This window comes from Micromonospora sp. NPDC048907 (genome assembly GCF_055586885.1).
On sequence record NZ_JBVJHI010000005.1, the window covers coordinates 572,702 to 595,926 of the forward strand.

Genomic DNA, 23,225 nt, shown 5'->3' on the forward strand with positions numbered 1-23,225 from the left:
ACCGACTATGCCCTACTCACCCCCCTTTTGTACATAGCCTCTGACAAATTCCTCTGCGTTCTCCTCCAGGACGGAGTCGATCTCGTCGAGCAGGTCGTCGACGTCCTCGGTGATCTCGGCGTGCCGCTCGGCAACCTCGGGGTTGGCCTGCGCGGTGACCTCCTCGACCTCCTCGTGCGACTTGCCGGACTGGGTCTGGCCGCCTTCTTGGGTCGCCATGGTGTGCCTCCTCCACGATCGCCTGCGATCAACTTACCTCGCGCCGACGACGAAAAGCCCGTCGCGCGCCGGGTACCGGCACGGAACGGGCTTTCCGGCATCCGGCTCAGCCGCCGGTCAGCATCTCCAGCAGGTCCTTGGCGGTGTCGCAACGGTCGAAGAGCGCCCCCACGTGCGTGCGGGTGCCCCGCTCCGGCTCCATCATCGGCACCCGGACCAGCGACTCCCGGCCCACGTCGAAGATGACCGAGTCCCAGCTCGCGGCGACCACCTCGGAGGCGTACTGGGCGAGGCAGCGGCCCCGGAAGTAGGCCCGGGTGTCCTCCGGCGGCTCGGTCATCGCCGAGCGGGTCTGCTCGTCGGTGAGCAGGGTCTTCATCGAGCCCCGCTGCACCAGCCGGTGGTAGAGGCCCTTCTCCGGCCGCACGTCCGAGTACTGCAGGTCCACCAGCTGGAGCTTGTGCGAGCCCCAGCCGAGCTTCTCCCGCTCCCGGTAGCCCTCCAGCAGCCGCAGCTTCGCCACCCAGTCCAGCTCGTCGGCGCAGAGGAAGGCGTCCCGGCCGAGCCGGTCCAGCACGCTCTCCCAGCGGTCGAGGACGTCGACGGTCTGGGCGTCGGCGTCGGCGCCGTAGCGGTCGTCCACGAAGGACCGGACCCGCTCCAGGTACGCCCACTGCACGTCCAGCGCGGTCAGCTTGCGGCCGTCGCGCAGCCGAATGAGGTGCGTGAGCGACGGGTCGTGGCTGACCGCGCGCAGCTCGCTGACGGGGTCGGCGATGCCCAGGTCGGAGCCGAGCGCCTTCTCCTCGATCATGGTGAGGATCAGCGCCGTGGTGCCGACCTTGAGATAGGTGGAGATCTCGGAGAGGTTGGCGTCGCCGATGATGACGTGCAGCCGGCGGTACTTGTCGGCGTCGGCGTGCGGCTCGTCCCGCGTGTTGATGATGGGCCGCTTGAGGGTGGTCTCCAGCCCCACCTCGACCTCGAAGAAGTCGGCGCGCTGGGAGATCTGGAAACCGCTCTGGCCGCCGTCCTGGCCGATGCCGACCCGGCCGGCGCCGCAGACGATCTGCCGGGTGACGAAGAACGGCGTCAGGTACGCCACGATGTCGGCGAACGGGGTCTGCCGCCGCATCAGGTAGTTCTCGTGGGAGCCGTAGCTGGCGCCCTTGTTGTCGGTGTTGTTCTTGTAGAGGTGGATGGGGTGGCTGCCCGGGATCGTGGCGGCCCGCTTGGACGCCTCGGCCATCACCCGCTCACCGGCCTTGTCCCAGCGCACCACGTCGAGGGGGTTGGTCACCTCGGGCGTCGAGTACTCGGGGTGCGCGTGGTCGACGTAGAGGCGGGCGCCGTTGGTGAGTATGACGTTGGCCAGCCCGAGATCCTCGTCGGCGAGCGCCTCGGCCGGGTCGTAGGCCGCCCCGGAGTAGGTGAAGCCGCGGGCGTCGCGCAGCGGCGACTCCTCCTCGTAGTCCCAGCGGGCCCGGCCGCCCCGGTTGAGTTCCGGCCGCGCCCCGTAGGCGTTGACCACCTGGGAGGAGGTGACCATCGGGTTGGCTCCGGCCTGGCCGGGCACGGAGATGCCGTACTCGACCTCGGTGCCCATGATCCGTCTAACGCTCATCGACCTGCCCGCTCCGCTCGCCCGTCCCGGTCCCCCGTCAGGTCGAGCGTAGTCGCCGTCACGCGGGAAGGGGGCGCGGCGGCGCGGGGCGTCCGGTGTGGCGGGGCGCGGCGGCGCGCGGGTGCGGACGCGCGGAGGCCCGCGGCGCGGTGCGCCGCGGGCCTCCGTCGTGCCGTCGGACTACAGGTACTGGCCGGTGTTGCTGGCGGTCTCGATGGACCGGCCGGCCTCGGCGCCCTTGCCGCCGGAGACGAGCGTGCGGATGTAGACGATCCGCTCGCCCTTCTTGCCGGAGATGCGGGCCCAGTCGTCGGGGTTGGTGGTGTTGGGCAGGTCCTCGTTCTCCCGGAACTCGTCGACGCAGGCGTCGAGGAGGTGCTGGAGCCGGAGGCCCTTGCGTCCGGAGGTGAGGAACTCCTTGATGGCCATCTTCTTGCCCCGGTCGACGATGTTCTGGATCATCGCGCCGGAGTTGAAGTCCTTGAAGTAGAGGACTTCCTTGTCGCCGTTGGCGTAGGTGACCTCGAGGAAGCGGTTCTCCTCGGTCTCCGAGTACATCCGCAGCACGACCGCGTCGATCATCGCCGCGACGGTGGCCTGCGGGTCACCGCCGTGCTCGGCGAGGTCGTCTGCGTGCAGCGGCAGGCCGGAGAGGATGTACTTGGAGAAGATGTCCTTCGCCGCCTCGGCGTCCGGCCGCTCGATCTTGATCTTCACGTCGAGCCGGCCGGGGCGCAGGATCGCCGGGTCGATCATGTCTTCCCGGTTGGAGGCGCCGATGACGATGACGTTCTCCAGGCCCTCCACGCCGTCGATCTCGCTGAGCAGCTGCGGGACGATCGTGTTCTCCACATCCGAGGAGACACCGGAGCCGCGGGTGCGGAAGACGGAGTCCATCTCGTCGAAGAACACGATCACCGGCGTGCCCTCGCCGGCCTTCTCCCGCGCCCGCTGGAAGATCAGCCGGATGTGCCGCTCGGTCTCGCCGACGTACTTGTTGAGCAGCTCGGGGCCCTTGATGTTGAGGAAGAAGCTGGTGTGCCGCTCCTTGCCCTCCCGCTCGGCGATCTTCTTGGCCAGCGAGTTGGCCACCGCCTTGGCGATGAGCGTCTTGCCGCAGCCGGGCGGGCCGTAGAGCAGGATGCCCTTCGGCGGCCGGAGCTGGTGCTCGCGGAACAGGTCGGCGTGCAGGAAGGGCAGCTCGACCGCGTCGCGGATCTGCTCGATCTGCGAGTGGAGGCCACCGATGTCGGTGTAGTCGACGTCGGGCACCTCCTCCAGGACGAGCTCCTCGACCTCGCTCTTCGGGATCCGCTCGTACGCGTACGCCGAGCGGGGCTCGATCATGAGCGAGTCACCGGCCCGGATCGGCGCACCGATCAGGGTCTCGGCGAGGTGCACGATCCGCTCCTCGTCGGAGTGCGAGACCACCAGCGCCCGGTCGCCCGGCGCGCCGTCGGGACCCGCGAGGATCTCCTTGAGCATCACGACCTCACCGACCCGCTCGTAGCCGAACGCGTCGACGATGTTGAGCGCGTCGTTGAGCAGGACCTCCTGGCCCCGGCGCAGCTCGTCGACCTCGAGTGAGGGCGAGACGGCCACCCGGAGCTTGCGCCCGCCGGTGAACACGTCCACCGTGCCGTCGTCGTGACTGGCCAGGAAGACGCCGTAGCCGCTCGGCGGCTGGGCGAGGCGGTCGATCTCCTCCTTGAGCGTCACGATCTGCGCGCGAGCCTCCTTGAGGGTGCTCACGAGCCGTTCGTTGTTCTCGGTCAGCCGCGCCAACTGCGCCTGGGTGGCCGCCAGCCGCTCCTCGAGCTGCCGGACGTGTCGGGGGCTTTCGGTCAACTTGCGCCGCACCAGGGCGAGTTCCTCTTGAAGGAACGCAACCTGCGTGGAGAGATCGTGGGCCTCCTTCTCCCACCGTGCGGCGCGCGAGTCCGCGTCGTCGCTGCGTGCCACGTCCCACCTCCCCGGGGGGCTTGAACGTTCTGACCTAACACTAGCCGCTATGAGCCCGATTCGGTCCTCCGCAACGCGCTCGTCACCGAAGCTTGATCGCCAAGGGCTGGTCGTCGGGCGGGTACGGGCGTTCGGGTACCGTCGGAGCGTGGGACGGGAGAACATGGGGGGTGCTTCGTGACCGACGTCGCGACGGACCAGCTGCAGGTCTGGGTCGATCAGGACCTGTGCACGGGTGACGGCCTGTGCGTGCAGTACGCGCCGGAGGTCTTCGAGTTCGACGTCGACGGCCTCGCGTACGTCAAGGGGCCGGACGGCGAGCTGCGCCAGGCCCCGGGCGCCCGGGTGGACGTGCCGGAGCACCTGCGCCTCGAGGTGATCGACTCCGCGAAGGAGTGCCCCGGCGAGTGCATCCACGTGGTGCGCGCCGGCGACGGCACGGAGGTGGCCGGCCCGGAGGCCGACGACTGAGCCGACGGACACGACGGGCCGGAGACCGCGAGGTCCCCGGCCCGCGGTGTCTCAGAGCATCGGGCGGCCGACGACCGAGGCGACCAGCCGGGCGAACTCCTCCAGCCGGGTGATCTGCCCGGCGCCGCCGTCGTCGAGGGTCTTGCCGAAGCGCAGCGCGTCGTGCCGGGGCGCGCCGGTCATCTCGTCGCTGGGCGGCGCCTCGTCCAGCGAGCTGAGCAGCAGGTAGACGTCGATGCTGTCGACCCGTACCTCGCCGGTGTCGGCGCGGGTGAGCCGCCGCCGGCAGCCCACCTCGGTGACCGTGGAGACCGGCACCACCCGCAGCGAGGAGGTCATCGAGCCGGCGGGCCCCTCCCCCGGCGGGACGTCCTCGCCGTGCCACAGCACGAGCCGGCTGCCGTCGCAGACGACGACCTCCTGCCACACCCCGTTGACCTCGTTGACGAAGCGTTCCAGGGTGAAGCCGAGCACGGAGGCGCCGCGCAGCACCCCGCCGAGGGCGTCCAGGGCGATGTCGGGGTCGCGCAGGTAGGCCCGGGCGGCCGACTCCAGGTCGGTGTACGGCGACCAGTCGGGGAACACGGCGGGCAGGTCGCCGTTGCCGTAGCCCGGGTTGCTCATGCCGCCGCCTCCCGGCCCGCGTGCCGCCGCCGGTCCGGACCGCCGGGGCGGGCGCGGCGCCCGCCGCGTGCCCCGATCCGCTCGCTCATGCCACCGTCTCCACCCGCTCGGTGTCGTCCCCGCCGGGACCCATGATCCGCCCGCTCATCCGCGCCCGCACCGCGGGGTCACGCCCGCTCGGGCTCCGCCTCCTCGGCGGCCGTCCGCCGGGCCGCCTCGGCGGCGCGCAGCGCGTCGCGGCGCTGGGCGTACGCCTCGGCGCCCTTGCTGGGCTTGCGCCGTCGCGGCGGGGCGGTGACCCCGGGGGCGAGCTTGCGCGCGGAGACCAGGAAGGCGGTGTGCGCGATCATGCGGTGGTCGGGCCGGACCGCGAGCCCCTCGGCGTGCCAGTCCCGGACCAGGGACTCCCAGGCGCGGGGCTCGGTCCAGCCGCCCCGCTCGCGCAGCGCCTCGACCAGCTCGGAGAGCTGCGGCGTGGTGGCCACGTAGCCGATCAGCACACCGCCGGGGACGAGGGCTCGCTCGACCATGTCGAGCATCTCCCAGGGGGTGAGCATGTCCAGGATGATCCGGTCGAAGCCGGTCTCGGCGCACTCGGCGACGTCGCCGACATGCAGCCGCCACGCGGGGTGCGGGCCGTTGAAGAACGCCTCGACGTTGCGCCGGGCGATCTGGGCGAAGTCGTCGCGCACCTCGAACGAGTGCAGCTCGCCCTCGGTGCCGACGGCCCGCAGCAGCGAGCAGGACAGCGCGCCGGAGCCGGCGCCGGCCTCCAGGACCTTCGCGCCGGGGAAGATGTCGCCCATGGCGACGATCTGCGCCGAGTCCTTCGGGTAGATCACCTGGGCGCCGCGCGGCATGGACAGCACGTAGTCGGACAGCAGCGGCCGCAGGGCCAGGAACGCGGTGCCGCCGCCGGCGGTGGTGACCACGCTGCCGTCGGGGAGGCCGATCAGCGTGTCGTGGCTGAGGATGCCCCGGTGGGTGTGGAACTCCTTGCCGGGCTCCAGCGTCACGGTGTGCATCCGGCCCTTCGGGTCGGTCAGCTGGACCCGGTCGCCGGGGCGGAACGGCCCCCGGTGGACCGGGGGCAGCGCCGGGACGGTGGAGGTTTCTGCGGTCACGTGTTCGTCTTCCGTTTGGGTTCCAGGAGCTGGGCGAGATCCGCGATGTGCAGGACGCCGACCACATCTTCGCCTGCCGTCACGACGTACTGCGCGCCCGGGTGGGTGCGCACGGTCTCCAGCACCCGCTCGCCGTCCGCGTCGACCGGCAGCGCGGGCACGCGGCCCAGGTCGCGGGCCACCGCGTCCACCGCGAGCCACGGACGCCGTTCCGGGGGTACGGCGGCGACGCGGGCCGGGTCGACCAGCGCCACCGGCCGGCCGGCGGAGTCGACCACGGCGAGCGCGGCGTCGGGCATGGCCCCCTCGGCGCGGCGGCGCTGCGCCTCGGCCAGCGGGGTGCCGGTGGGCACCGGCAGCAGCGGGCGGGCCAGCCGGGCCAGGTCGACCAGCGGCAGGCGGCGGCCGATCCGGGCCATCCGGATCGACTGGCCGGCGCCCCGCCACAGCGTCACGGCGACCAGCAGCATGAGCGGCAGGGCGAGCGGGGCGAGCGCCCGGCGCAGGGTGAGCAGCACGACCAGGGCCACGGTGGCGACCGCCACGGCACGGCCGACCCAGCCGGCCACCTCGGTGCCCCGGTGCCGGTCCCGGGTGACCGCCCAGACCGCGGCGCGCAGTGCCCGGCCGCCGTCCAGCGGCAGCCCGGGCAGGCTGTTGAAGACGGCGACCACGACGTTGCTGACCGCGAGCTGGAAGGCGAGCTGGTGGGCGAGGGTGCCGGCGGGCAGGGCCAGGGTGGCGGCGACCGCCCCGGCGCCGAGCACCGCCGAGACGGCCGGCCCGGCGAGGGAGACCAGCAGGTCGACCCTGGGGCTGGGGGCGTCCCGGTCCATCTCGGTGTAGCCGCCGAGCAGCTCCAGGGTGATCCCCCGCACACCGATGCCGTAGCGCCGGGCGGTCAGCGCGTGCCCCAGCTCGTGCAGCAGCACCGAGCCGAGCAGGGAGACCACGAAGCCGAGGCCGACCAGGTAGCCGCCGAGGTGGCCGAGGTCGAGCTGGCGGCGGGCGAGCGCGGCGTAGAGCACGGTGACGACCGCGCTGAGCAGCAGCATCGAGGCGTCGGCGCGCAGCGGCACCCCGAAGAGCCGGCCGAGGGTCAGACCGGGCCGGCGTGACGGTCGGGTCCGCTGCTCCACCGGCCCGATGCTACGTGAGCGCGAGGAGTGAGCCGGTTCTGCGAGCCCCGCGGTCGCGAACGAAGGACAGCGTCGCGGGGCCGATCATGCACCGGTGCGGCGACGGCAGCCCTGTCACACCGGTGCCCTAACCTTCCGGGCATGACGGCGGAACCGGTGATCGACACGCAGCACGGCCCGACAGCAGGGGCACCGGCCACCGTCCGGGCGTCGCTGTCGCCGTCGCGGGCGGCCGACTTCAAGACCTGCCCGCTGCTCTACCGGTTCCGCAGCATCGACCGGCTGCCCGAGCGACCCACCGTGGAGCAGGTCCGGGGCACGCTCGTGCACGCCGTGCTGGAGCGGCTGTTCGACCTGCCGGCGGGGGCGCGCACCCCGGAGTCGGCCGGCGACCTGGTCGCCCCGCAGTGGGACCGGCTGGTCACCGAGCAGCCGGAGCTGGCGACGCTGTTCGCCGAGGGCGACACGGCCGCCGTGGAGGGGTTCCTCCGCTCGGCGGCGGCGCTGCTGGATGGCTACTTCGCGGTGGAGGATCCGCGCCGGCTGGAGCCGGCCGAGCGGGAGGCGTTGATCTCCGCGGTGGTCGACGACGAGCTGCTCATCCGGGGCTACCTCGACCGGCTCGACGTGGCGCCCGACGGCGCCCTGCGGGTGGTCGACTACAAGACCGGCGGCGCCCCGCGCGAGGCGTTCGAGGCGCGGGCGCTGTTCCAGCTGAAGTTCTACGCCCTGGTGCTGTGGCGGACCCGGGGGGTGGTGCCGCGGGTGCTGCGGCTGCTCTACCTCAAGGACGCCGAGGTGTGCGACTACTCCCCCGACGCCGAGGAGCTGCTGCGCTTCGAGCGCACGGTGGTGGCGCTCTGGCAGGCCATCGAGCAGGCCACCGCCCGGCAGGACTTCCGGCCCCGGCCGAGCCGGCTCTGCGACTGGTGCAGCCACCAGGCGCTGTGCCCGAGCTTCGGCGGCACGCCGCCGCCGTTCCCGGTGGGCGGGCCGGCCGACCCGCTCACCGACGCCCGGTCCCGGCCGGCCGCGCCCGGCGCGGACGAGTGAGCATCCTCCTCGCGGAGGAGGCCGGGTTCGGCTTCGGCGACGAGGGCCCGCGCCGGGCGGCGGCTAGCGTCGGGGCATGACGAACCGGCTGCGCGCGTGGGCGCGGGACCGGCCGCTGGCCGCGGACGCCGCCACGGCCGTCGCGCTGGCGCTCGTGGACGCGGCGTTCCTGCTGCTGACCCCGCGGGAGCTGCGACCCGAGCAGCTCTGGGCGGCGCTGGGTTGGAGCGTGCTCTGCGCCGCTCCGGTGGCGATCCGCCGGGTCGCCCCCTGGCCCGCGGTGGGCGCGGCGGTGGCCACGCTGGCCGTGCCGGTGCTGTTCGCGCTGGCGCCCACCACCCAGGGGCTGGCCTTCATCGTCCTGACCTACACCATGGCGGCGCACCGGCCGCTGCGCGCGGCGGCCCTGGCCGCGCTGCTGCTCTGGGTGCCGGTGGTGCTGGCGAACGTGGTCGCGCCGCTGGACGGGGTGCTGGACATGGGCCCCGGCGTGCTGGTGCTCGACAACCTGCTCACCGCGTCGGTGGCGTTCGCGGTGGGCCGGGCGGTGCAGGCGCGCCGGCAGTCCACCCGGATGCTCCGGGAGCGGGCCCGGATCGCCGAGGCCACCCAGCGGTCGTTGACCGAGCAGGCGGTCGCCGACGAGCGGCGCCGGATCGCTCGGGAGCTGCACGACGTGGTGGCCCACCACGTCAGCGTGATGGGCGTGCTGGCCACCGGGGCGCGCCGGGTGCTGCGCCGGGACCCGGACGCGGCCGACGAGGCGATGGCCACGGTCGAGGAGACCGGCCGGGCCACGCTGCGGGAGCTGCGCCGGCTGCTGGACGTGCTGCGCACCGACGCCGAACCGGCCGCCGAGCTGACCCCGCAGCCGGGGCTGACCGGCATCGAGGCCCTCGTCGAGCAGGTCCGCGACGCGGGGCTGCCGGTCACGCTGCGGATCGACGGCACGCCCGGGCCGATGGAGGACGGGGTGGCGTTGACCGTCTACCGGATCGTGCAGGAGGCGCTGACCAACGCGCTCAAGCACGCCGGCCGGGCCACCGCGCTGGTCCGGCTCACCGTCACCCCGGGCTTCCTGGCGGTGGAGGTCACCGACACCGGGCGCGGCCCGGCGCCGGTGGCCGATCGGATCGGACACGGTCTGGTCGGCATGCGGGAGCGGGTCGCCCTCTACGGTGGGGTCCTGCGGACCGGCCCGCGGCCCGGCGGCGGCTTCCGGGTGTACGCGCGGATTCCGCTGGAGCCGGCCGGGGCGGTCCCGGCGTGACCGGCACCCGGCCGAACGAGGGAGACCGATGACCGACAGCACCGCCGGCCGACCGGTGCGGATCCTGCTCGCCGACGACCAGCCGCTGCTGCGTACCGGCTTCCGGATGGTGCTGGGCACCGAGGACGACCTGGACATCGTGGCCGAGGCCGGCGACGGGGTGGAGGCGGTGGAGCTGTCCCGGCGGCTGCTGCCGGACGTGGTGCTCATGGACATCCGGATGCCGCGGATGGACGGGGTGGCGGCCACCCGGGCGATCGTGGACGCCCGCCTGCCCGTGCGGGTGCTCATCCTCACCACCTTCGACCTGGACGAGTACGTGGTCGGCGCGCTGCGTGCCGGGGCCAGCGGCTTCCTGGCCAAGGACGTGCCGGCCGAGGACCTGGTGACCGCGATCCGGACGGTCGCGGCCGGCGAGGCGGTGGTGGCGCCCCGCATCCTGCGCCGGTTGCTGGACCGATTCGCCGACGTGCTGCCCGACCCGGCGGCCACCCCGCCGAAGGCGTTGGACGCGCTGACCGAGCGGGAGCGGGAGGTGCTCGTGCAGGTGGCGCGCGGGTTGTCCAACGCCGAGATCGCCCGGGAGCTGTCGGTGAGCGAGACCACCGTGAAGACCCACGTCGGGCACGTGCTGACCAAGCTCGGTCTGCGGGACCGGGTCCAGGCCGTGGTGCTGGCGTACGAGACCGGCCTGGTCCGCCCCGGCGGGTGAGGTGGCACCGGTCACCTACCGTGACCATCGGCGGCGCGGCGGGGTTGACCATGACGTGGCGTGAGGTCCTAGCGTCGGCGGCGCCGGCCGGTCAGGGATGACCCTGAGCCGGCGTCGGGGGTGACCCCAACGGAAATTCCGGCGCGGGTCCGCCCGGGGGCGGACGGATCCGGGCCCGGCGGCACGGAGGATGGACACTGCGCACCGACCAGCGGGGGCGGTGCGGATCAGCAGGCTGACGGAAGAGGTAGATGAACGTGACCGCGACGGTAGGGCAGCAGGCGCAGGCCGCGGCCCGCGCCAGCGACGTGTGGAAGGTGTACGGCAGCGGCGAGGCGCAGGTGATCGCGCTGCGGGGGGTGAGCGCCGAGTTCGAGCGGGGCCGGTTCACCGCGATCATGGGCCCGTCCGGCTCGGGCAAGTCGACGCTGATGCATTGCCTGGCGGGTCTGGACTCGGTGACCCGGGGCACCGTCATGATCGGTGACACCACGGTGACCGGGCTGGGCGACGCCGGCCTGACGAAGCTGCGCCGCGACAAGGTGGGCTTCATCTTCCAGCAGTTCAACCTGCTGCCCACGCTCACCGCGCAGGAGAACATCCTGCTGCCGCTGTCGATCGCCGGGCGCAAGCCCGACCCGGCCTGGTACGACACCGTGATCGACACGGTCGGCCTGCGGGAGCGGCTCGGGCACCGCCCGGCGCAGCTCTCCGGCGGCCAGCAGCAGCGGGTGGCGTGCGCCCGGGCCCTGGTCGCCCGCCCCGAGGTGATCTTCGCCGACGAGCCGACCGGCAACCTGGACTCCCGCTCCGGCGCCGAGGTGCTCAACTTCCTGCGCAACTCGGTCCGTGAGCACGGCCAGACCATCGTCATGGTCACCCACGACCCGACCGCCGCCGCGTACGCCGACCGGGTGGTCTTCCTGGCCGACGGTCAGATCGTCTCCGAGCTGATCGAGCCGACCGCCGACACGGTGCTGGACACCATGAAGAAGCTCGACGCGTCGGCCGAGGTGGGCAGCTGATGTTCCGCGCCACTCTGAAGAGCCTGCTGGCGCGCAAGCTGCGCCTGCTGCTGTCCGGCCTGGCGGTCGTGCTCGGCGTCATGTTCGTCTCCGGCGCGTTCGTGCTCACCGACACCCTCGGCCGTTCCTTCGACGCGGTCTTCTCCGACGCGTTCTCCGAGGTCGACGTGAACGTGGCCGCGAAGCCGAAGGTCGCCCTGTCCGAGGTCGAGGGCGAGCAGGTCGCCGCCCCGGTGCCCGCGTCGGTCGTCGACCGGGTCAAGGCGGTGCCGGGCGTCACCGACGTCCAGGGCGTGGTCAACGCCGACGGGGCCCGGCTGATCGGCAGCAACGGCAAGGTGGTCACCTCGTTCGGCCCGCCGCAGCTCGGCGAGAACTGGCTCGGCGAGGGCGACCTGGTGAAGCTGCGCGAGGGGCGCGCGCCGCAGGCCGACGACGAGATCGTGGTCAACGTCGCGCTCGCCGAGGCGGCCAAGGTCAAGGTCGGCGACCGGGTCGGCGTGCTGACCCTGGCGCCGAAGAAGGAGTTCACCCTCGTCGGCGTCTTCGGCTACAGCGGCGGCCGGGACTCGGTCGGCGGGGTCAACGAGGTGGCGTTCACCACCCCGGTCGCCCAGCAGCTGATGCTCGGCAAGCCGGGCGTGTTCTCCAACGTGACCGCGCGGGCCGCCGACGGCACCACGCCGGAGGCGCTGCGCGACGAGGTGTCCCGCGCCCTCGGCGCGGACTACGAGGTGAAGACCGGCAAGCAGCTCGCCGACGACGCGTCCGCCGGGCTGAAGGAGGGCCTGTCCTTCTTCAACAAGATCCTCCTCGGCTTCGCCGCGGTGGCGCTGCTGGTCGGCACCTTCCTGATCCTCAACACCTTCTCGATCATCGTGGCCCAGCGCACCCGCGAGCTGGCGCTCATGCGGGCCATCGGCGCGAGCGGGCGGCAGATCATCGGTTCGGTGGTGCTGGAGGCCGTGGCGGTCGGCCTGATCGCCTCGGTGCTCGGGCTCGCGGCCGGCATCGGGGTCGGCGCGCTGCTGGCGTACCTGTTCGGCAAGCTCGCCGGCGGGCTGACCCTGGCCGGTCTGGGCGTGCCGCCCGCGGCGGTCATCGGCGCCTTCGCGGTCGGCACGGTGATCACGGTGGTGGCGGCCCTGCTGCCCGCGCTGCGCGCCTCGCGCATCCCGCCGATCGCCGCCATGCAGGACGTCGCCACGCCGGACCGGCCGCTGACCAAGGTGACCGTCGGCGGTTCGGTGGTCACCGCGATCGGCGCGGGCCTGCTCCTTCTCGGGCTCAGCGGCAACGCCGGGGACAACACCCTCGCCACCATCCTCGGTGGCGTGCTGTTCGCGTTCATCGGCGTGGCCCTGCTGACCCCGCTGATCAGCCGGCCGGTCGTCGCCCTGCTGGGCACGATCTTCGCCTGGTCGGTGCCGGGCAAGCTGGGCCGGCTGAACTCCGGCCGTAACCCCCGCCGCACGGCGATCACGGCCGCCGCGCTGATGGTCGGCATCGCGCTGGTGACCGGGGTGACGGTGATCCTCGACTCGGCCAAGGGCAGCATCGGCGCCCTGGCGGAGGACACCATCAAGGCGGAGCTGGTGATCTCCGGCGCCCAGACCGGCCCGCGGCCGGCGAGCTTCGACCCGGCGGTGCTGGAGAAGGCCGCCGCCATCCCGGGGGTGCGGCTGGTCGACGGCGAGTACGGCGACATGGCCACGATGAACGGCCAGCGGACCTGGGTGGCCGCCTCCAGCGACGTGGCCGCGCTGGAGAAGATCTTCGGTGCGAAGGCGACCGCCGGTGACATCAGCCGGCTGAACCCGGACCAGATGCTGCTCAGCTCGGACACCGCGAAGTCCCGCAACCTGTCGGTCGGTTCGACGGTGAACGTCCAGCTGTCCCGGGGCGAGGCCCGCACCTACACGGTCAGCGGCATCTACGAGAGCTCCCAGCTGACCAACCCGGTGGTGCTGCCGCCGCAGGCGGCCACCGACTTCGCCATCCCGCAGCCGATCCAGGGCTTCCTGCAGCTCGCTCCGGGCACCTCGGTCGCCGCGGTGCAGCCGCAGGTCGAGCGGCTGCTCGCCGACAGCCCCGAGGTGTCGGTGGCGGACCGGGCCGCGTTCATCAAGCAGCAGACCAGCCAACTGGACACGCCGCTGCGGATGATCCAGATCCTGCTGGCGCTGGCCATCGTGATCGCGGTGCTGGGCATCATCAACACCCTGGCCCTGTCGGTGCTGGAGCGCACCCGGGAGCTGGGCCTGCTGCGGGCGATCGGCCTGCGCCGGGCGCAGACCATGCGGATGATCACCGTGGAGGCGGTGGTGATCTCGATCTTCGGCGCGCTGCTCGGCGTCGTGGTCGGCACCGGCCTCGGCGCGGCCGTGGTCCGGGCGCTCAAGGACGAGGGCATCACCGACCTGGTCCTGCCCTGGGGCCAGATGGCGACCTTCCTGGTCCTCGCGGCGATCATCGGGGTGGTGGCCGCGGTGCTGCCCGCGATCCGCGCCGCGCGGATCAACGTGCTGGGCGCCATCGCGCACGACTGATCCGGCGCACGACGGCCCCCGCCACCGAAGGGTGGCGGGGGCCGTTTCCGTCCCCGCCGGCTCCCCGCCCGCTGCCAGACTCGGGGCCAGGGGGTGAGGGGTGTGCCGGAGGACGCCTACGCGCGGGCGCTGGAGAACGCCGAGGGGCTGCTCGGCCGGCCGCTCACCCTGCCGCTCGGCCCCGGCGAGCCGGCCGTCGGCGCGGACTTCCGCCGGCTGGCCACCCAGCACACCTTCGGCGACGTGTGGCCGCGCGAGGGCCTGGACCTGCGCGCCCGCTGCCTGGTGTCGGTGGCGGTCGCCGCGGCGCTGGGCACCCACGAGCCGCTGCGCGGCCAGCTGCGGATCGCCCTGCACTCCGGGGTGACCCGCGAGGAGATCGTCGAGGTGTTCATCCACCTGGCCGCCTACGCCGGCGCCGCGCGCGCGTTCGACAGCTACCAGATCGCCGTGGCGGTGTTCGGCGAGGGCGACTGACCGACCGGCTCAGGCGGGGCGTTCGCCGAGCAGGGCCGAGAGCAGCTCCAGGTCCGCGGCGGTCAGGCTCGCCAACTGGTGTACGCCGTCGGCCGGCGGCAGCGGCACCTCGGCGGGTACGGCCAGCACGGCGGCCCCGGCCGCCAGGGCGCTGGCCACCCCGGTCGGCGAGTCCTCGATCGCCACGCACCGCTCGATCGGCACACCGAGCAGCCGCGCCGCGGTCAGGTACGGCTCCGGGTGCGGCTTGGCGGCCTCGACCTCGTCGCCGCAGACCACCGCGTCGAAGCTGTCCCGGCCCAGGGTGTCGAGGGCGACCTCGACCAGCGGCCGGGTGCTGGAGGTGACCAGGGCGGTGGGGATGCCCGCGGCGCGGACCGCGCGCAGCAGGGCCAGCGCCCCGGGCCGCCAGCGCAGCCCGTCGCGGAACAGCTCCAGGATCCGGGCGTTGATCCAGTCGGCGCTGGCCTGCGGGTCCCGCTCCGGCTGGCCCAGGTCGTCGTGCACGATCCGCATGGACACGGCCATGCTGGTGCCGATGATCGCCCTGCGGGCGGCCTCGGAGAGGGTGCCCCCGTAGACCGCGGCGAGCTCCTGCAACGCGACGTCCCACAGCTTCTCGCTGTCGACCAGGGTGCCGTCCATGTCGAAGAGCACGGCGGCGGGATGGGTGCTGCTCAGCGGGGGCCTCCTCGGGTGCGGGTCTCCGCCGATCCTCTCAGCCGCGCCCCGCCGGCCGGTCACCGTCCCCCGCGGCAGTGAGCTGCGGCATCAGCCGAGGTCGCAGGCGTCCAGGGAGTTCTCGTAGCCGCGGAAGAACGATTCGCTGCGCTGTTCGGCGGTGCCGTGCGAGCCCTCGGCGAACCAGGGCTGGTCCGGGTCGTCGCCGACCGCCAGCAGTCCCTCCCGGAACTCGTCCAGGTCGCCCTCGGCCAGGGTCAGCGTCCCCGAGCGCACGTTGTCACCGATGTACGCCCCGGCCATGCAGTCGGCCTGCAGCTCCTGCTGGATGGTGAAGTTGTAGCGGATGCCGAGGCGGACCTGGACGCCGTGGGCGTACTCGTGGCCGAGCAGGTAGAACAGGAAGGCGTCACCGACCTGCCGGAATGCCCCCACCGACCAGTTCACGTCGTAGGCGATGAAGTCGCCGGCCGAGCAGTAGACGGCGTTGTTGCGCGGCAGCCCCTCGCCCCCGCAGGACACCTCACCGGACCGGGTGTACGGCACGACCCGCCGGATCGGCTGGAACTGCTTGCCGGAGGCCCGGAACTGCGCCGTCCAGTAGCGCTGGGCGATGCCGACCGCGTCGGAGAAGTCCTGTTTGAACTCCGCGACGCTGGTCGTGCCGTCGGCCCGGGTCGCGTCCGCGCCGGCGGAGGCCGGCTGGCCGCTCGGCCGCGGGCGGGGCTGCTCCGGCTCGCCCTGGTCCAGCCCGCCGCCCATGCAGCCGGCCGCCACGACCACGGCGACCAGCAGTCCGGCGAGTGATCCCGGCCGCCGGCGTCCCGCGTTCTCCCCCACCGATGCCTCCCCGGCTGATCCGCTGTGTCAGCGCAGTACCCCGACCGTGCGCCGTTGATGCCACCCGGGATCACGTGCGCGCGCCGGCCTTCGTTCAGTCGGGGGTGGTGAACGGCGGCCACCGGACCGCCGCCGGGTGCCGGTGCTGCCCCGCGGCGTCAGCCGGTGAAGCCGTGGCCGCCGTTGTTCCAGCCGTCGTGCTGCGCGTGCTCCCGCTCGGCCGCCCGCCGGTGCCGCTCCCCCCTGGCCGCCCGCACCGCCGCCGGGTCCTCCTCGGTGGCGCGCCGCCGCCGGTCCCGCCAGGAGACGAACCCGACCATCACGGCCACGACCGCGGCCAGCGCCGCCAGCGTCACGAGGATCGTCGTCATGCGGCCACTGTAGGGCCCCGCCGCACGCCCGGTCACCGCTACGCTGCGGCGGTGGTCGGCACCGATTTCGACGCGCACGAACGGTCCCGGTGGGCGGGCCGCGGCGCCGCCGCCGGGGTGGCCGAGCTGCGCCGGGTGGTCCGCCCCGGCGGCCGGGTCGCGGGGCGGGCCGACGGCAGCCTGGCGCTGCCCACCGCCGCGCTGCTCGCCTCGGGTCGGGTCGACTGATCCGCCTCCGGGCTGGTGTCCGGGGCGGCCTCGCGGCTCCGACGTCCCGGGTGACCGGCGCCGCGGGGCGCCGGCCGAGAGGAGACACGATGAAATACCTGATCATGCTGTACGGCAGCCAGCGGGACTACGACGTGATGGCCGGGCGGCCCGGCGACCAGCCACCGATGAGTCCGGAGCAGCTCGCCGCGATGCACGCCCACATGGAGGCCGTCCACAGGGACCTGACCGAGACCGGGGAACTCGTCGACGCGCAGGGCCTGTCCGCGCCGGTGCACGCCCGGCGGGTCCGGCTGCGCGGCGGCGCGCCCGTGGTCACGGACGGCCCGTACGCCGAGACGCAGGAGGTGCTGGCCGGTTACACGGTCGTCGAGTGCGACGGCTTCGACCGGGCCACCGAGATCGCCGCCCGGTTCGTCAACCCGGACGCCGAGGGCGAGTACGTCGACGTGCGGCCCGTCCTCGACGGCATCGAGGAACTCCAGGGCTGACCGGTGCCCACCGCGCGCGTCGAGGACCTGCTGCGTGCCCTGGCGCCGCAGGTCCTCGGCGCGCTCGTCCGCCGGTACGGGCACTTCGACACCGCCGAGGACGCCACCCAGGAGGCACTGCTCGCCGCCGCCACCCGCTGGCCCGCCGGCGGGCTGCCGGACGACCCGAAGGCGTGGCTGATCACCGTGGCGTCCCGCCGGCTGACCGACCTGCTCCGGGCCGAGCAGGCCCGGCGCCGCCGGGAGGACGGCGTGGCCCGGGAGGCGCCGGCGGACCGCTGGGTGGCGCCGCCCGCGGACCGCGTGCCGGACGACGCCGACGACAGCCTGGTCCTGCTGTTTCTCTGCTGCCATCCGTCGCTGCCGCCGGCCGGGCAGATCGCGCTGACCCTGCGGGCGGTCGGCGGGTTGAGCACCGCCGAGGTCGCCCGGGCGTTCCTGGTGCCGGAGGCGACCATGACCCGGCGGATCACCCGGGCCAAGCAGCGCATCCGCGACAGCGGCCTGCCGTTCGCCCCGCCCGCCGGCCCGGACCGGGCCGCCCGGCTCGACGCCGTGCTGCACGTGCTCTACCTGATCTTCAACGAGGGGTACGCGAGCACCGCCGGAGAGCGGCTGCACCGGCCCGACCTGTGCGGCGAGGCGATCCGGCTGGCCCGGTTGCTGCACGGGCTCACCGACGACGCGGAGGTGGCCGGGCTGCTGGCGTTGATGCTGCTCACCGACGCGCGTACCCCGGCGCGGACCGGCCCGGACGGGACGCTCGTGCCGATGGCCGAGCAGGACCGGCGGCGCTGGAAGGCCGACCGGATCGCCGAGGGGACGGCGCTGGTCGCCGCCACGCTGCCCCGGGGCGCGGTGGGGCCGTACCAGCTCCAGGCGGCGATCGCCGCGCTGCACGACGAGGCGCCCGGCGTCGAGGCGACGGACTGGCCGCAGATCGTCGCGCTCTACGAGATGCTGCTGACCCTGCACGACAACCCGGTGGTCCGGCTGAACCACGCGGTGGCGGTGGCCATGGCGCGCGGTCCGCGCGCCGGCTTGGCGCTGCTCGACGCGCTGGGGAGCGACCGCCGGGTCGCCGAGGACCACCGCCGCCACGCGGCCCGGGCGCACCTGCTGAAGCTGGCCGGGGAGCCGGAGGCGGCCCGGACGGCGTACCTGGCGGCGGCCCGCCGGTCGATGAACCTGGCTCAGCAGCGCTACCTGCACGCCCGCGCCGCCCGGCTGGGTTGACCGGGCGGACCCGGCCCCCACCGGCGTCCGTCCACTGTCCCGGCCTCGCGCCCGGGGCGGGTGCCGGACACGCCGATGCGGCGCCCCGCCCGGGGCGCCTGCGATGTGGCGTGGCCTCAGTCCAGGCCGCGCATGATGTGGGGTTCGCCGTCGTCGTCACCGAAGCAGCGGTGCAGCGTCTGCGCCCGGGCCCACAGGTCCAGGCTGCTCGGCGGCCCGACCTGCGGTGGACCCGCCGGCGCGCTCAGCACGGGGGCCGGGTCCGGCGGAACCTCCGAAGCGATGTCGTCGGTCATCTCCGCCCCTTTCGTCGTACCCCCATGCTCGTCCTCGGACGTCACAGCCGCATCTCTGGGGCTGCCCCGCCGTGGACGGTGACCGCGGCACGCGCTGCGGGTCGCGGGCGCTTACCCGCCCGGGCCGGGCCGGTAACCCGTACTCCGGTCACCGTAGCGGGCCGGACCGGGCCGCACAGCGGGTTTCCCGCGCCCGGCGGTCATCCGCGGGCGTCGAGGAGCCGGTCGAGGTTCGACGCGGTGCTGATGAGGGACAGGTGGCTGAACGCCTGCGGGAAGTTGCCGGCCTGCTCCCCGGTCGGGGCGATCTCCTCGGAGTAGAGGCCGAGCTGGCTGCTGTAGGTGAGCATCTTCTCGAAGGTCAACTGCGCGTCGTCGAGCCGGCCGGACTCCGCCAGGGCCTGCACGTACCAGAAGGTGCACATGGTGAAGGTGCTCTCCCCGCCGGAGAGGCCGTCCGCGGTGGCGGCCGGGTCGTACCGGTAGACGAGGCTGTCGGAGACGAGGTCGGCGTCGATGGCCCGCAGCGTCGACTGCCACATCGGATCGGTCGGCGCGACGAAGCCGAGCGAGGGCATGGCGAGCAGCGACGCGTCGAGCACGTCGGTGCCGTAGTGCTGGACGAAGGCGCGTCGCCCCGGGTGGTAGCCGCGGGCCATGATCTGCTCGTAGACGCGGTTGCGGGTCGCCGCCCACCGGCCGACGTCGCCGGGGCGCCCGTGCCGGTGGGCAAGCCGGACGGCCCGGTCGAGCGCCACCCACGACATCAGGCGCCCGTAGGTGAAGTCCTGGCGACCGGCCCGCGTCTCCCAGATCCCGTCGTCGGGCTGGTCCCAGTGCGCGCAGAGCCAGTCCATCGTCCGGGCGAGGTGCTGCCACCCGTCGTGGGAGCCCTTCAGGCCGTGGTCGTTGGCGAGGTGCAGGGAGTTGAGCACCTCGCCGTAGATGTCGAGTTGCAGTTGCGTCGCCGCGCCGTTGCCGATCCGCACCGGCGCGGAGCCCCGGTAGCCCTCGAGGTGGCCCAGCACCTCCTCGGTGATGTCCGGTGAGCCGTCGACCCGGTACATGACCTGCAGCGGCACGCCGCCGGCCTCGGCGTCGCGGATCCGGTCCTCGACCCAGTGCTCGTACTGCCAGGCCTCGTCGGTGAAGCCCAGGCTCAGCAGGGCGTGCACCGAGAAGGAGGCGTCCCGGATCCAGGTGTAGCGGTAGTCCCAGTTGCGATCGCCGCCCACCCGCTCGGGCAGCCCCGCGGTGGGTGCGGCGATCAGCGCGCCGGTCGGCGCGTACGTCATGAGCTTGAGCGTCATGGCGGACCGCTCCACCATCTCCCGCCAACGTCCCTTGTAGCGCGAGCGGCTGAGCCAGCGCCGCCAGAAGTCGCGGGTCTGTTCGAGCAGGTCACGCGCCTCCTGGGGGGAGTAGAGACGCGGCGGCTCGGGTGCGTCGGTCTCCAGGATCACGCCGCCGACCTCGCCCTCGTGCAGGGTGGCGACGACGCAGACGCCGTCCTCGCTCCGCCGGCGCTCGTCCGTTTCGAGGAGCCGGTCGGCGTAGCGGACCGTGTTCAGGGTCAGGGAGAGTCCGGGACTGCGGAAGATCGTGCCGTCCCGGTGCGCCTCCTGCTCGTGCGGGTCCCGCCCGTAGTTGAACCGGGGACGGCAGTCCACCCGAAAGCGCATGGTGCCGCGCACCACCCGCAGCATGCGGACCAGCCGGTGGTGGTCGGTGGCCCGGTCGCCCGCCACCGGCATGAAGTCCACCAGTTCGCCGACCCCGTCCGCGCTGAGGAAGCGGGTGATGAGGATCGCGGTCCCCGGCAGGTAGAGCTGTTTGCTGGTGTAGTCGACGCCGTCCGGCGAGACCTGGAAGTAGCCGCCCCGACGCCGGTCGAGCAGGCCACCGAAGATGCTCGGCGAGTCGAACCGGGGGGCGCAGAACCAGTCCAGCGTGCCGTCCTTCGTGATGAGCGCCGCCGTCTGCAGGTCACCGATCAGACCGTGGTCCTCCACCGCCGGGTACGACTCCACCGGGACCTCCCGTCTGGTCTCGTCGCTGCCCCCGGCGTCTACCCCTGCCCCGCCGGCACACACCTGAGCCGTCGCGGGCCGCCGCCCGGTTCCGCACCCGCGGCGGTGTCCGTCCCGTTCGTCGTCATCCAGTGTTCACAGAACTTGATCTAGACCATTACTTCCAGCTCTGTCTATATGGGTGCCAGCACATGCCAATTCCACCCGGATGGAGTCCCATGAACCGCACCCTGCGCGCCACGGCCGTCAGCCTCGCCGCGATCCTGGCCGCCACCCTCGGCCCCACCCAGCCCGCCCCGGCCGCCGGCTACTCCGCCTCCCTGACCACCACGGTCGCCGGACTGCCCGTCGCCACCGAGGTCCGCACCGGCTACAGCCGCGACCTCTTTCCACACTGGATCGACGCCGACGGCGACGGCTGCACCACCCGCAACGAGGTCCTCCTGGCCGAAGCCACCACCAGACCCACGGTCACCGGCACCTGCACCCTCTCCGGCGGCCGCTGGTACTCCTACGACGACAACGCCTACTGGACGCTCACCGGCGACCTCGACATCGACCACATGGTGCCGCTCGCCGAGGCCTGGGACTCCGGCGCCCGCAACTGGACCACCAGCCGCCGCCAGGCGTACGCGAACGACCTGGGCGACTCCCGCGCGCTGGCCGCGGTCACCGACAACGTCAACCAGGCCAAGGGCGACCAGGACCCCGCCACCTGGCTGCCGTCGTACGCCTCCGCCCGCTGCCGCTACATCGGCGAGTGGGTGGCGGTGAAGGTGCGGTGGCGGCTCACCGTGGACAGCGCCGAGAAGAGCGCCCTGACCAGTTGGGCGAACACCTGCCCCGCCGCCACGATCTCGGTCACCTACGCGTACTGACGCCCGGGTTGCCGGCGCGGCGGCGCGTGCTAGTAGTAGTTGTCGATCGGCTGGCGCGCCTCGTCGAACAGCGCCGGCCCCTCGTAGCGCACCGGGGGCAACGGCGGGGTGGCCGGCTTGACCTTCTCGAACTGATCCGCGGACAGGGCGTACACCACCCGGCCGAGGCCGGAGCGGGCGATCGCGGTCGCGCACATCGGGCAGGGCTGGCAACTGGTGAACATCGTGGTGGTGGCGGCCTGGTCAGGGGCGAGTTCCCGAGCGGCCCAGCGGGCCAGTTTCAGTTCCGGGTGGGCGGTGATGTCGGAGTCGGAGACCACCGTGTTGTGGTCCTCGACCAGGACGGCGCCGTCCGCTCCGACCAGCAACGAGCCGAACGGCCGTTCGCCGGATGCCCCGGCCGTGCTGGCGAGTTCCACGGCACGGCGAAGGAACTTCTCGTCGTCGGGAGTCATCGGTCCTCCTGGGATCTGTGGTACGCGGCCACGGCCGCAAGGGTCTGCCAGGCGCGCTCGGGCTGGCGGATCTCGGTCGGATCGCCGTTGAACGGGTCGAGCACCACCGTCTGCGCGCCAAGCAGACGAATCCGGTCCAGGTCCGCGGTGATCTGGTCGAGGGTGCCGACACCGGCAAGCCGGTCCGAGACGGTGACCGCTTCCCGGGTCTCCCGGAGTTTGATACGAGGCATCAACGCGGGCACCGGGCGGCCGAGTTCATCGGCGGTGGCCTTCAGCCGCTCGGCTGCCTCCGCCAGCCATCCGGTCGTCACCCGCAGCGGGTGCCACGCGTCACCGAGCAGCACCGCGCGACGGATGCCGGCGTCGCTGTTGCCGCCGACCCAGATCGGGATCGCCGCGGTGTCGTAGTCGCCGGTGTTGCTCCAGGCGTCGCGCAGGGCGCGCAGATATTCGTCGGTCAGCGCGCCGCGCCGCCGGAACGGCACGCCGAGCGCCTCGAACTCCTGCCTGGCCCAGCCGACGCCGACGCCGAGGACGAACCGGCCGCCGCTGAGCCGGTTGAGGTTCGCCGCCATCCGGGCGGTCAGCAGCGGGTGCCGGTACGGGAGAATGAGGACCGTGGTGCCCAGCCGGATCCGGCCGGTTACGCCGGCCAGCCAGGACAGTGTCGTGAACGGCTCGTAGAACGGCGCCGGATACTGCTCGGCCACGTCCGGGGTCACCGCGATGTGATCGGAGACCATCAGCAGGTCGAACCCGAGGCCCTCGACCGTCTGCGCCCACCGCCGCAGCACATCGGGGTCGGTACCCGGGCCGAAGTTCGGCACGTTCACACCAATCTGCACGGGTCCAACGCTAGTCGCGAGTGGCCCGGGCGGGAACATCATGTTCCCGGCCCTTCCCGCTGTTCGCCGTGGATCCACCGGTAGAATGGCCGGATGGCCGAGGATCTTGACTCCGTCGATTGGTCCATCCTCATCGAGATGCAGGGCGATGGTCGCCTGCCCATCACCGAGCTCGGCCGCCGGGTCAAACTGAGCGCATCGGCCACCACCGAACGCGTGCGAAGGCTCGAGGCGGCCGGTGTGATCACCGGATACCGCGCCGAGATCGACCTGCCCAAGGCGGGCTTCCCCGTGCTCGCGGTGGTTCGGCTCAAGTACCCCGGCAGCCGGCACGAGCCGCTGCACAGGCTGCTGGAGCGACGGCCGGAGATTCTGGAGTGCCTGCGCACCACCGGAGACGACTGCTACGTGCTGAAGGTGGCCGCGACATCGATGGCGCACCTCGAACAGGTCGTCAACGAACTCGCCGGGTTCGGCAGCACCACCACCAACGTGGTCTACAGCACCACCCTGCCCTATCGCGGGCCGCGCCCGACACCGCCCGGCCCGCACACGGCATGATCTTGAGGATGCCGATCCTCCAGGCGGTCGCTCAGATCGGGGCCCGACGCTCGGCCCTGCC

The 23,225-nt window shown here is 73.1% G+C and carries 24 protein-coding genes and 1 pseudogene; 12 read left to right on the forward strand and 13 right to left on the reverse strand.

Annotated elements, in window-relative coordinates; all coding sequences use genetic code 11:
- Positions 1-12 precede the first annotated feature (12 nt).
- The 3 genes from ACZ6PY_RS20730 to arc form a co-directional block, all read right to left on the reverse strand.
- Positions 13-219, reverse strand: coding sequence for a ubiquitin-like protein Pup (locus ACZ6PY_RS20730; protein ID WP_046562769.1), 207 nt, complete (start codon positions 217-219; stop codon positions 13-15).
- A gap of 106 nt (positions 220-325) precedes the next feature.
- Positions 326-1,843, reverse strand: a complete 1,518-nt coding sequence (gene dop / locus ACZ6PY_RS20735; RefSeq protein ID WP_466074491.1) for a depupylase/deamidase Dop — start codon at positions 1,841-1,843, stop codon at positions 326-328.
- Positions 1,844-2,023: 180 nt separating this feature from the next.
- A complete protein-coding gene (gene arc / locus ACZ6PY_RS20740) occupies positions 2,024-3,805 on the reverse strand; it encodes a proteasome ATPase (protein WP_466074493.1) in 1,782 nt (593 codons plus the stop codon).
- 177 nt (positions 3,806-3,982) lie between these two features.
- Between arc and ACZ6PY_RS20745 the strand changes: the two genes are divergently transcribed.
- Positions 3,983-4,276: a ferredoxin gene (locus ACZ6PY_RS20745; RefSeq protein WP_262286122.1), complete on the forward strand. Its 294-nt coding sequence runs from the start codon at positions 3,983-3,985 to the stop codon at positions 4,274-4,276.
- A gap of 51 nt (positions 4,277-4,327) precedes the next feature.
- Here the strand turns inward: ACZ6PY_RS20745 and ACZ6PY_RS20750 are convergent, their stop codons facing one another.
- The 3 genes from ACZ6PY_RS20750 to ACZ6PY_RS20760 all read right to left on the reverse strand — a co-directional run bounded on the left by ACZ6PY_RS20750 (position 4,328) and on the right by ACZ6PY_RS20760 (position 7,079).
- Positions 4,328-4,900, reverse strand: a complete 573-nt coding sequence (locus ACZ6PY_RS20750) for a hypothetical protein (RefSeq protein WP_262286123.1) — start codon at positions 4,898-4,900, stop codon at positions 4,328-4,330.
- Between the two features lie 167 nt (positions 4,901-5,067).
- Positions 5,068-6,024: a tRNA (adenine-N1)-methyltransferase gene (locus ACZ6PY_RS20755; protein ID WP_466074495.1), complete on the reverse strand. Its 957-nt coding sequence runs from the start codon at positions 6,022-6,024 to the stop codon at positions 5,068-5,070.
- A complete protein-coding gene (locus tag ACZ6PY_RS20760; protein ID WP_466074689.1) occupies positions 6,021-7,079 on the reverse strand; it encodes a M50 family metallopeptidase in 1,059 nt (352 codons plus the stop codon). The genes ACZ6PY_RS20755 and ACZ6PY_RS20760 overlap by 4 nt, the downstream gene beginning before the upstream one ends.
- 225 nt (positions 7,080-7,304) lie before the next feature.
- On the opposite strand from ACZ6PY_RS20760, the gene ACZ6PY_RS20765 reads away from it, so the two are divergent.
- The 6 genes from ACZ6PY_RS20765 (at position 7,305) to ACZ6PY_RS20790 (ending at position 14,249) form a co-directional block, all read left to right on the forward strand.
- A complete protein-coding gene (locus ACZ6PY_RS20765; protein WP_466074497.1) occupies positions 7,305-8,216 on the forward strand; it encodes a RecB family exonuclease in 912 nt (303 codons plus the stop codon).
- A gap of 76 nt (positions 8,217-8,292) precedes the next feature.
- The gene (locus ACZ6PY_RS20770) at positions 8,293-9,486 is read left to right on the forward strand and encodes a sensor histidine kinase (protein WP_466074499.1); all 1,194 of its coding nucleotides are present in this window, start codon (positions 8,293-8,295) and stop codon (positions 9,484-9,486) included.
- A 28-nt stretch (positions 9,487-9,514) separates the two neighbouring features.
- Positions 9,515-10,198 carry a response regulator gene (locus tag ACZ6PY_RS20775; RefSeq protein WP_154226162.1) on the forward strand — a complete coding sequence of 228 codons (684 nt, stop codon included), beginning with the start codon at positions 9,515-9,517 and terminating at the stop codon, positions 10,196-10,198.
- Positions 10,199-10,455: 257 nt separating this feature from the next.
- Positions 10,456-11,223, forward strand: a complete 768-nt coding sequence (locus ACZ6PY_RS20780) for an ABC transporter ATP-binding protein (protein WP_313721485.1) — start codon at positions 10,456-10,458, stop codon at positions 11,221-11,223.
- Positions 11,223-13,772, forward strand: coding sequence for an ABC transporter permease (locus tag ACZ6PY_RS20785; RefSeq protein WP_466074501.1), 2,550 nt, complete (start codon positions 11,223-11,225; stop codon positions 13,770-13,772). The genes ACZ6PY_RS20780 and ACZ6PY_RS20785 overlap by 1 nt, the downstream gene beginning before the upstream one ends.
- Before the next feature lie 102 nt (positions 13,773-13,874).
- Positions 13,875-14,249 (forward strand): carboxymuconolactone decarboxylase family protein, encoded by a 375-nt coding sequence (locus ACZ6PY_RS20790; RefSeq protein WP_466074503.1) that lies wholly within the window; start codon positions 13,875-13,877, stop codon positions 14,247-14,249.
- Positions 14,250-14,258: 9 nt separating this feature from the next.
- Here ACZ6PY_RS20790 and ACZ6PY_RS20795 read toward each other — a convergent pair whose 3' ends face one another.
- The 3 genes and pseudogenes from ACZ6PY_RS20795 to ACZ6PY_RS20805 all read right to left on the reverse strand — a co-directional run bounded on the left by ACZ6PY_RS20795 (position 14,259) and on the right by ACZ6PY_RS20805 (position 16,141).
- Positions 14,259-14,906 (reverse strand): HAD family hydrolase, encoded by a 648-nt coding sequence (locus ACZ6PY_RS20795; RefSeq protein WP_466074505.1) that lies wholly within the window; start codon positions 14,904-14,906, stop codon positions 14,259-14,261.
- A 114-nt stretch (positions 14,907-15,020) separates the two neighbouring features.
- A pseudogene (locus ACZ6PY_RS20800) lies at positions 15,021-15,776 on the reverse strand (neutral zinc metallopeptidase); the annotation flags it as partial.
- Positions 15,777-15,928: 152 nt separating this feature from the next.
- Positions 15,929-16,141, reverse strand: a complete 213-nt coding sequence (locus ACZ6PY_RS20805; protein WP_466074507.1) for a hypothetical protein — start codon at positions 16,139-16,141, stop codon at positions 15,929-15,931.
- 51 nt (positions 16,142-16,192) lie between these two features.
- On the opposite strand from ACZ6PY_RS20805, the gene ACZ6PY_RS20810 reads away from it, so the two are divergent.
- The 3 genes from ACZ6PY_RS20810 to ACZ6PY_RS20820 all read left to right on the forward strand — a co-directional run bounded on the left by ACZ6PY_RS20810 (position 16,193) and on the right by ACZ6PY_RS20820 (position 18,096).
- Positions 16,193-16,369, forward strand: coding sequence for a hypothetical protein (locus tag ACZ6PY_RS20810; RefSeq protein ID WP_466074509.1), 177 nt, complete (start codon positions 16,193-16,195; stop codon positions 16,367-16,369).
- A gap of 89 nt (positions 16,370-16,458) precedes the next feature.
- Positions 16,459-16,860, forward strand: a complete 402-nt coding sequence (locus tag ACZ6PY_RS20815) for a YciI family protein (protein ID WP_466074511.1) — start codon at positions 16,459-16,461, stop codon at positions 16,858-16,860.
- Positions 16,861-16,863: 3 nt separating this feature from the next.
- Complete coding sequence (locus ACZ6PY_RS20820) at positions 16,864-18,096, forward strand: RNA polymerase sigma factor (protein WP_466074513.1); 1,233 nt, start codon at positions 16,864-16,866, stop codon at positions 18,094-18,096.
- Between the two features lie 116 nt (positions 18,097-18,212).
- On the opposite strand, the gene ACZ6PY_RS20825 is transcribed toward ACZ6PY_RS20820, so the two are convergent.
- A complete protein-coding gene (locus ACZ6PY_RS20825; protein WP_466074515.1) occupies positions 18,213-18,392 on the reverse strand; it encodes a hypothetical protein in 180 nt (59 codons plus the stop codon).
- 200 nt (positions 18,393-18,592) lie between these two features.
- Positions 18,593-20,422, reverse strand: coding sequence for a glycoside hydrolase family 15 protein (locus ACZ6PY_RS20830; RefSeq protein ID WP_466074517.1), 1,830 nt, complete (start codon positions 20,420-20,422; stop codon positions 18,593-18,595).
- 218 nt (positions 20,423-20,640) lie between these two features.
- On the opposite strand from ACZ6PY_RS20830, the gene ACZ6PY_RS20835 reads away from it, so the two are divergent.
- On the forward strand, positions 20,641-21,300 hold the full coding sequence (locus ACZ6PY_RS20835) for an HNH endonuclease family protein (RefSeq protein WP_466074519.1): 660 nt from the start codon (positions 20,641-20,643) through the stop codon (positions 21,298-21,300).
- Between the two features lie 29 nt (positions 21,301-21,329).
- Here the strand turns inward: ACZ6PY_RS20835 and ACZ6PY_RS20840 are convergent, their stop codons facing one another.
- On the reverse strand, positions 21,330-21,755 hold the full coding sequence (locus tag ACZ6PY_RS20840; RefSeq protein ID WP_466074521.1) for a nucleoside deaminase: 426 nt from the start codon (positions 21,753-21,755) through the stop codon (positions 21,330-21,332).
- Positions 21,752-22,603, reverse strand: a complete 852-nt coding sequence (locus ACZ6PY_RS20845; protein ID WP_466074523.1) for an LLM class flavin-dependent oxidoreductase — start codon at positions 22,601-22,603, stop codon at positions 21,752-21,754. The genes ACZ6PY_RS20840 and ACZ6PY_RS20845 overlap by 4 nt, the downstream gene beginning before the upstream one ends.
- Before the next feature lie 93 nt (positions 22,604-22,696).
- Between ACZ6PY_RS20845 and ACZ6PY_RS20850 the strand changes: the two genes are divergently transcribed.
- Positions 22,697-23,164 (forward strand): Lrp/AsnC family transcriptional regulator, encoded by a 468-nt coding sequence (locus ACZ6PY_RS20850; RefSeq protein WP_466074525.1) that lies wholly within the window; start codon positions 22,697-22,699, stop codon positions 23,162-23,164.
- Positions 23,165-23,225: the final 61 nt, after the last annotated feature.

What these genes read in the sequence shown, in the direction of transcription:
- ACZ6PY_RS20730 (WP_046562769.1), bottom strand. Translation starts at nt 219, where the DNA reads ATGGCGACCCAAGAAGGCGGCCAGACCCAGTCCGGCAAGTCGCACGAG.
- dop (WP_466074491.1), bottom strand. Translation starts at nt 1,843, where the DNA reads ATGAGCGTTAGACGGATCATGGGCACCGAGGTCGAGTACGGCATCTCC.
- ACZ6PY_RS20750 (WP_262286123.1), bottom strand. Translation starts at nt 4,900, where the DNA reads ATGAGCAACCCGGGCTACGGCAACGGCGACCTGCCCGCCGTGTTCCCC.
- ACZ6PY_RS20760 (WP_466074689.1), bottom strand. Translation starts at nt 7,079, where the DNA reads ATGCTGCTGCTCAGCGCGGTCGTCACCGTGCTCTACGCCGCGCTCGCC.
- ACZ6PY_RS20765 (WP_466074497.1), top strand. Translation starts at nt 7,305, where the DNA reads ATGACGGCGGAACCGGTGATCGACACGCAGCACGGCCCGACAGCAGGG.
- ACZ6PY_RS20770 (WP_466074499.1), top strand. Translation starts at nt 8,293, where the DNA reads ATGACGAACCGGCTGCGCGCGTGGGCGCGGGACCGGCCGCTGGCCGCG.
- ACZ6PY_RS20775 (WP_154226162.1), top strand. Translation starts at nt 9,515, where the DNA reads ATGACCGACAGCACCGCCGGCCGACCGGTGCGGATCCTGCTCGCCGAC.
- ACZ6PY_RS20785 (WP_466074501.1), top strand. Translation starts at nt 11,223, where the DNA reads ATGTTCCGCGCCACTCTGAAGAGCCTGCTGGCGCGCAAGCTGCGCCTG.
- ACZ6PY_RS20805 (WP_466074507.1), bottom strand. Translation starts at nt 16,141, where the DNA reads ATGACGACGATCCTCGTGACGCTGGCGGCGCTGGCCGCGGTCGTGGCC.
- ACZ6PY_RS20815 (WP_466074511.1), top strand. Translation starts at nt 16,459, where the DNA reads ATGAAATACCTGATCATGCTGTACGGCAGCCAGCGGGACTACGACGTG.
- ACZ6PY_RS20825 (WP_466074515.1), bottom strand. Translation starts at nt 18,392, where the DNA reads ATGACCGACGACATCGCTTCGGAGGTTCCGCCGGACCCGGCCCCCGTG.
- ACZ6PY_RS20835 (WP_466074519.1), top strand. Translation starts at nt 20,641, where the DNA reads ATGAACCGCACCCTGCGCGCCACGGCCGTCAGCCTCGCCGCGATCCTG.
- ACZ6PY_RS20840 (WP_466074521.1), bottom strand. Translation starts at nt 21,755, where the DNA reads ATGACTCCCGACGACGAGAAGTTCCTTCGCCGTGCCGTGGAACTCGCC.
- ACZ6PY_RS20850 (WP_466074525.1), top strand. Translation starts at nt 22,697, where the DNA reads ATGGCCGAGGATCTTGACTCCGTCGATTGGTCCATCCTCATCGAGATG.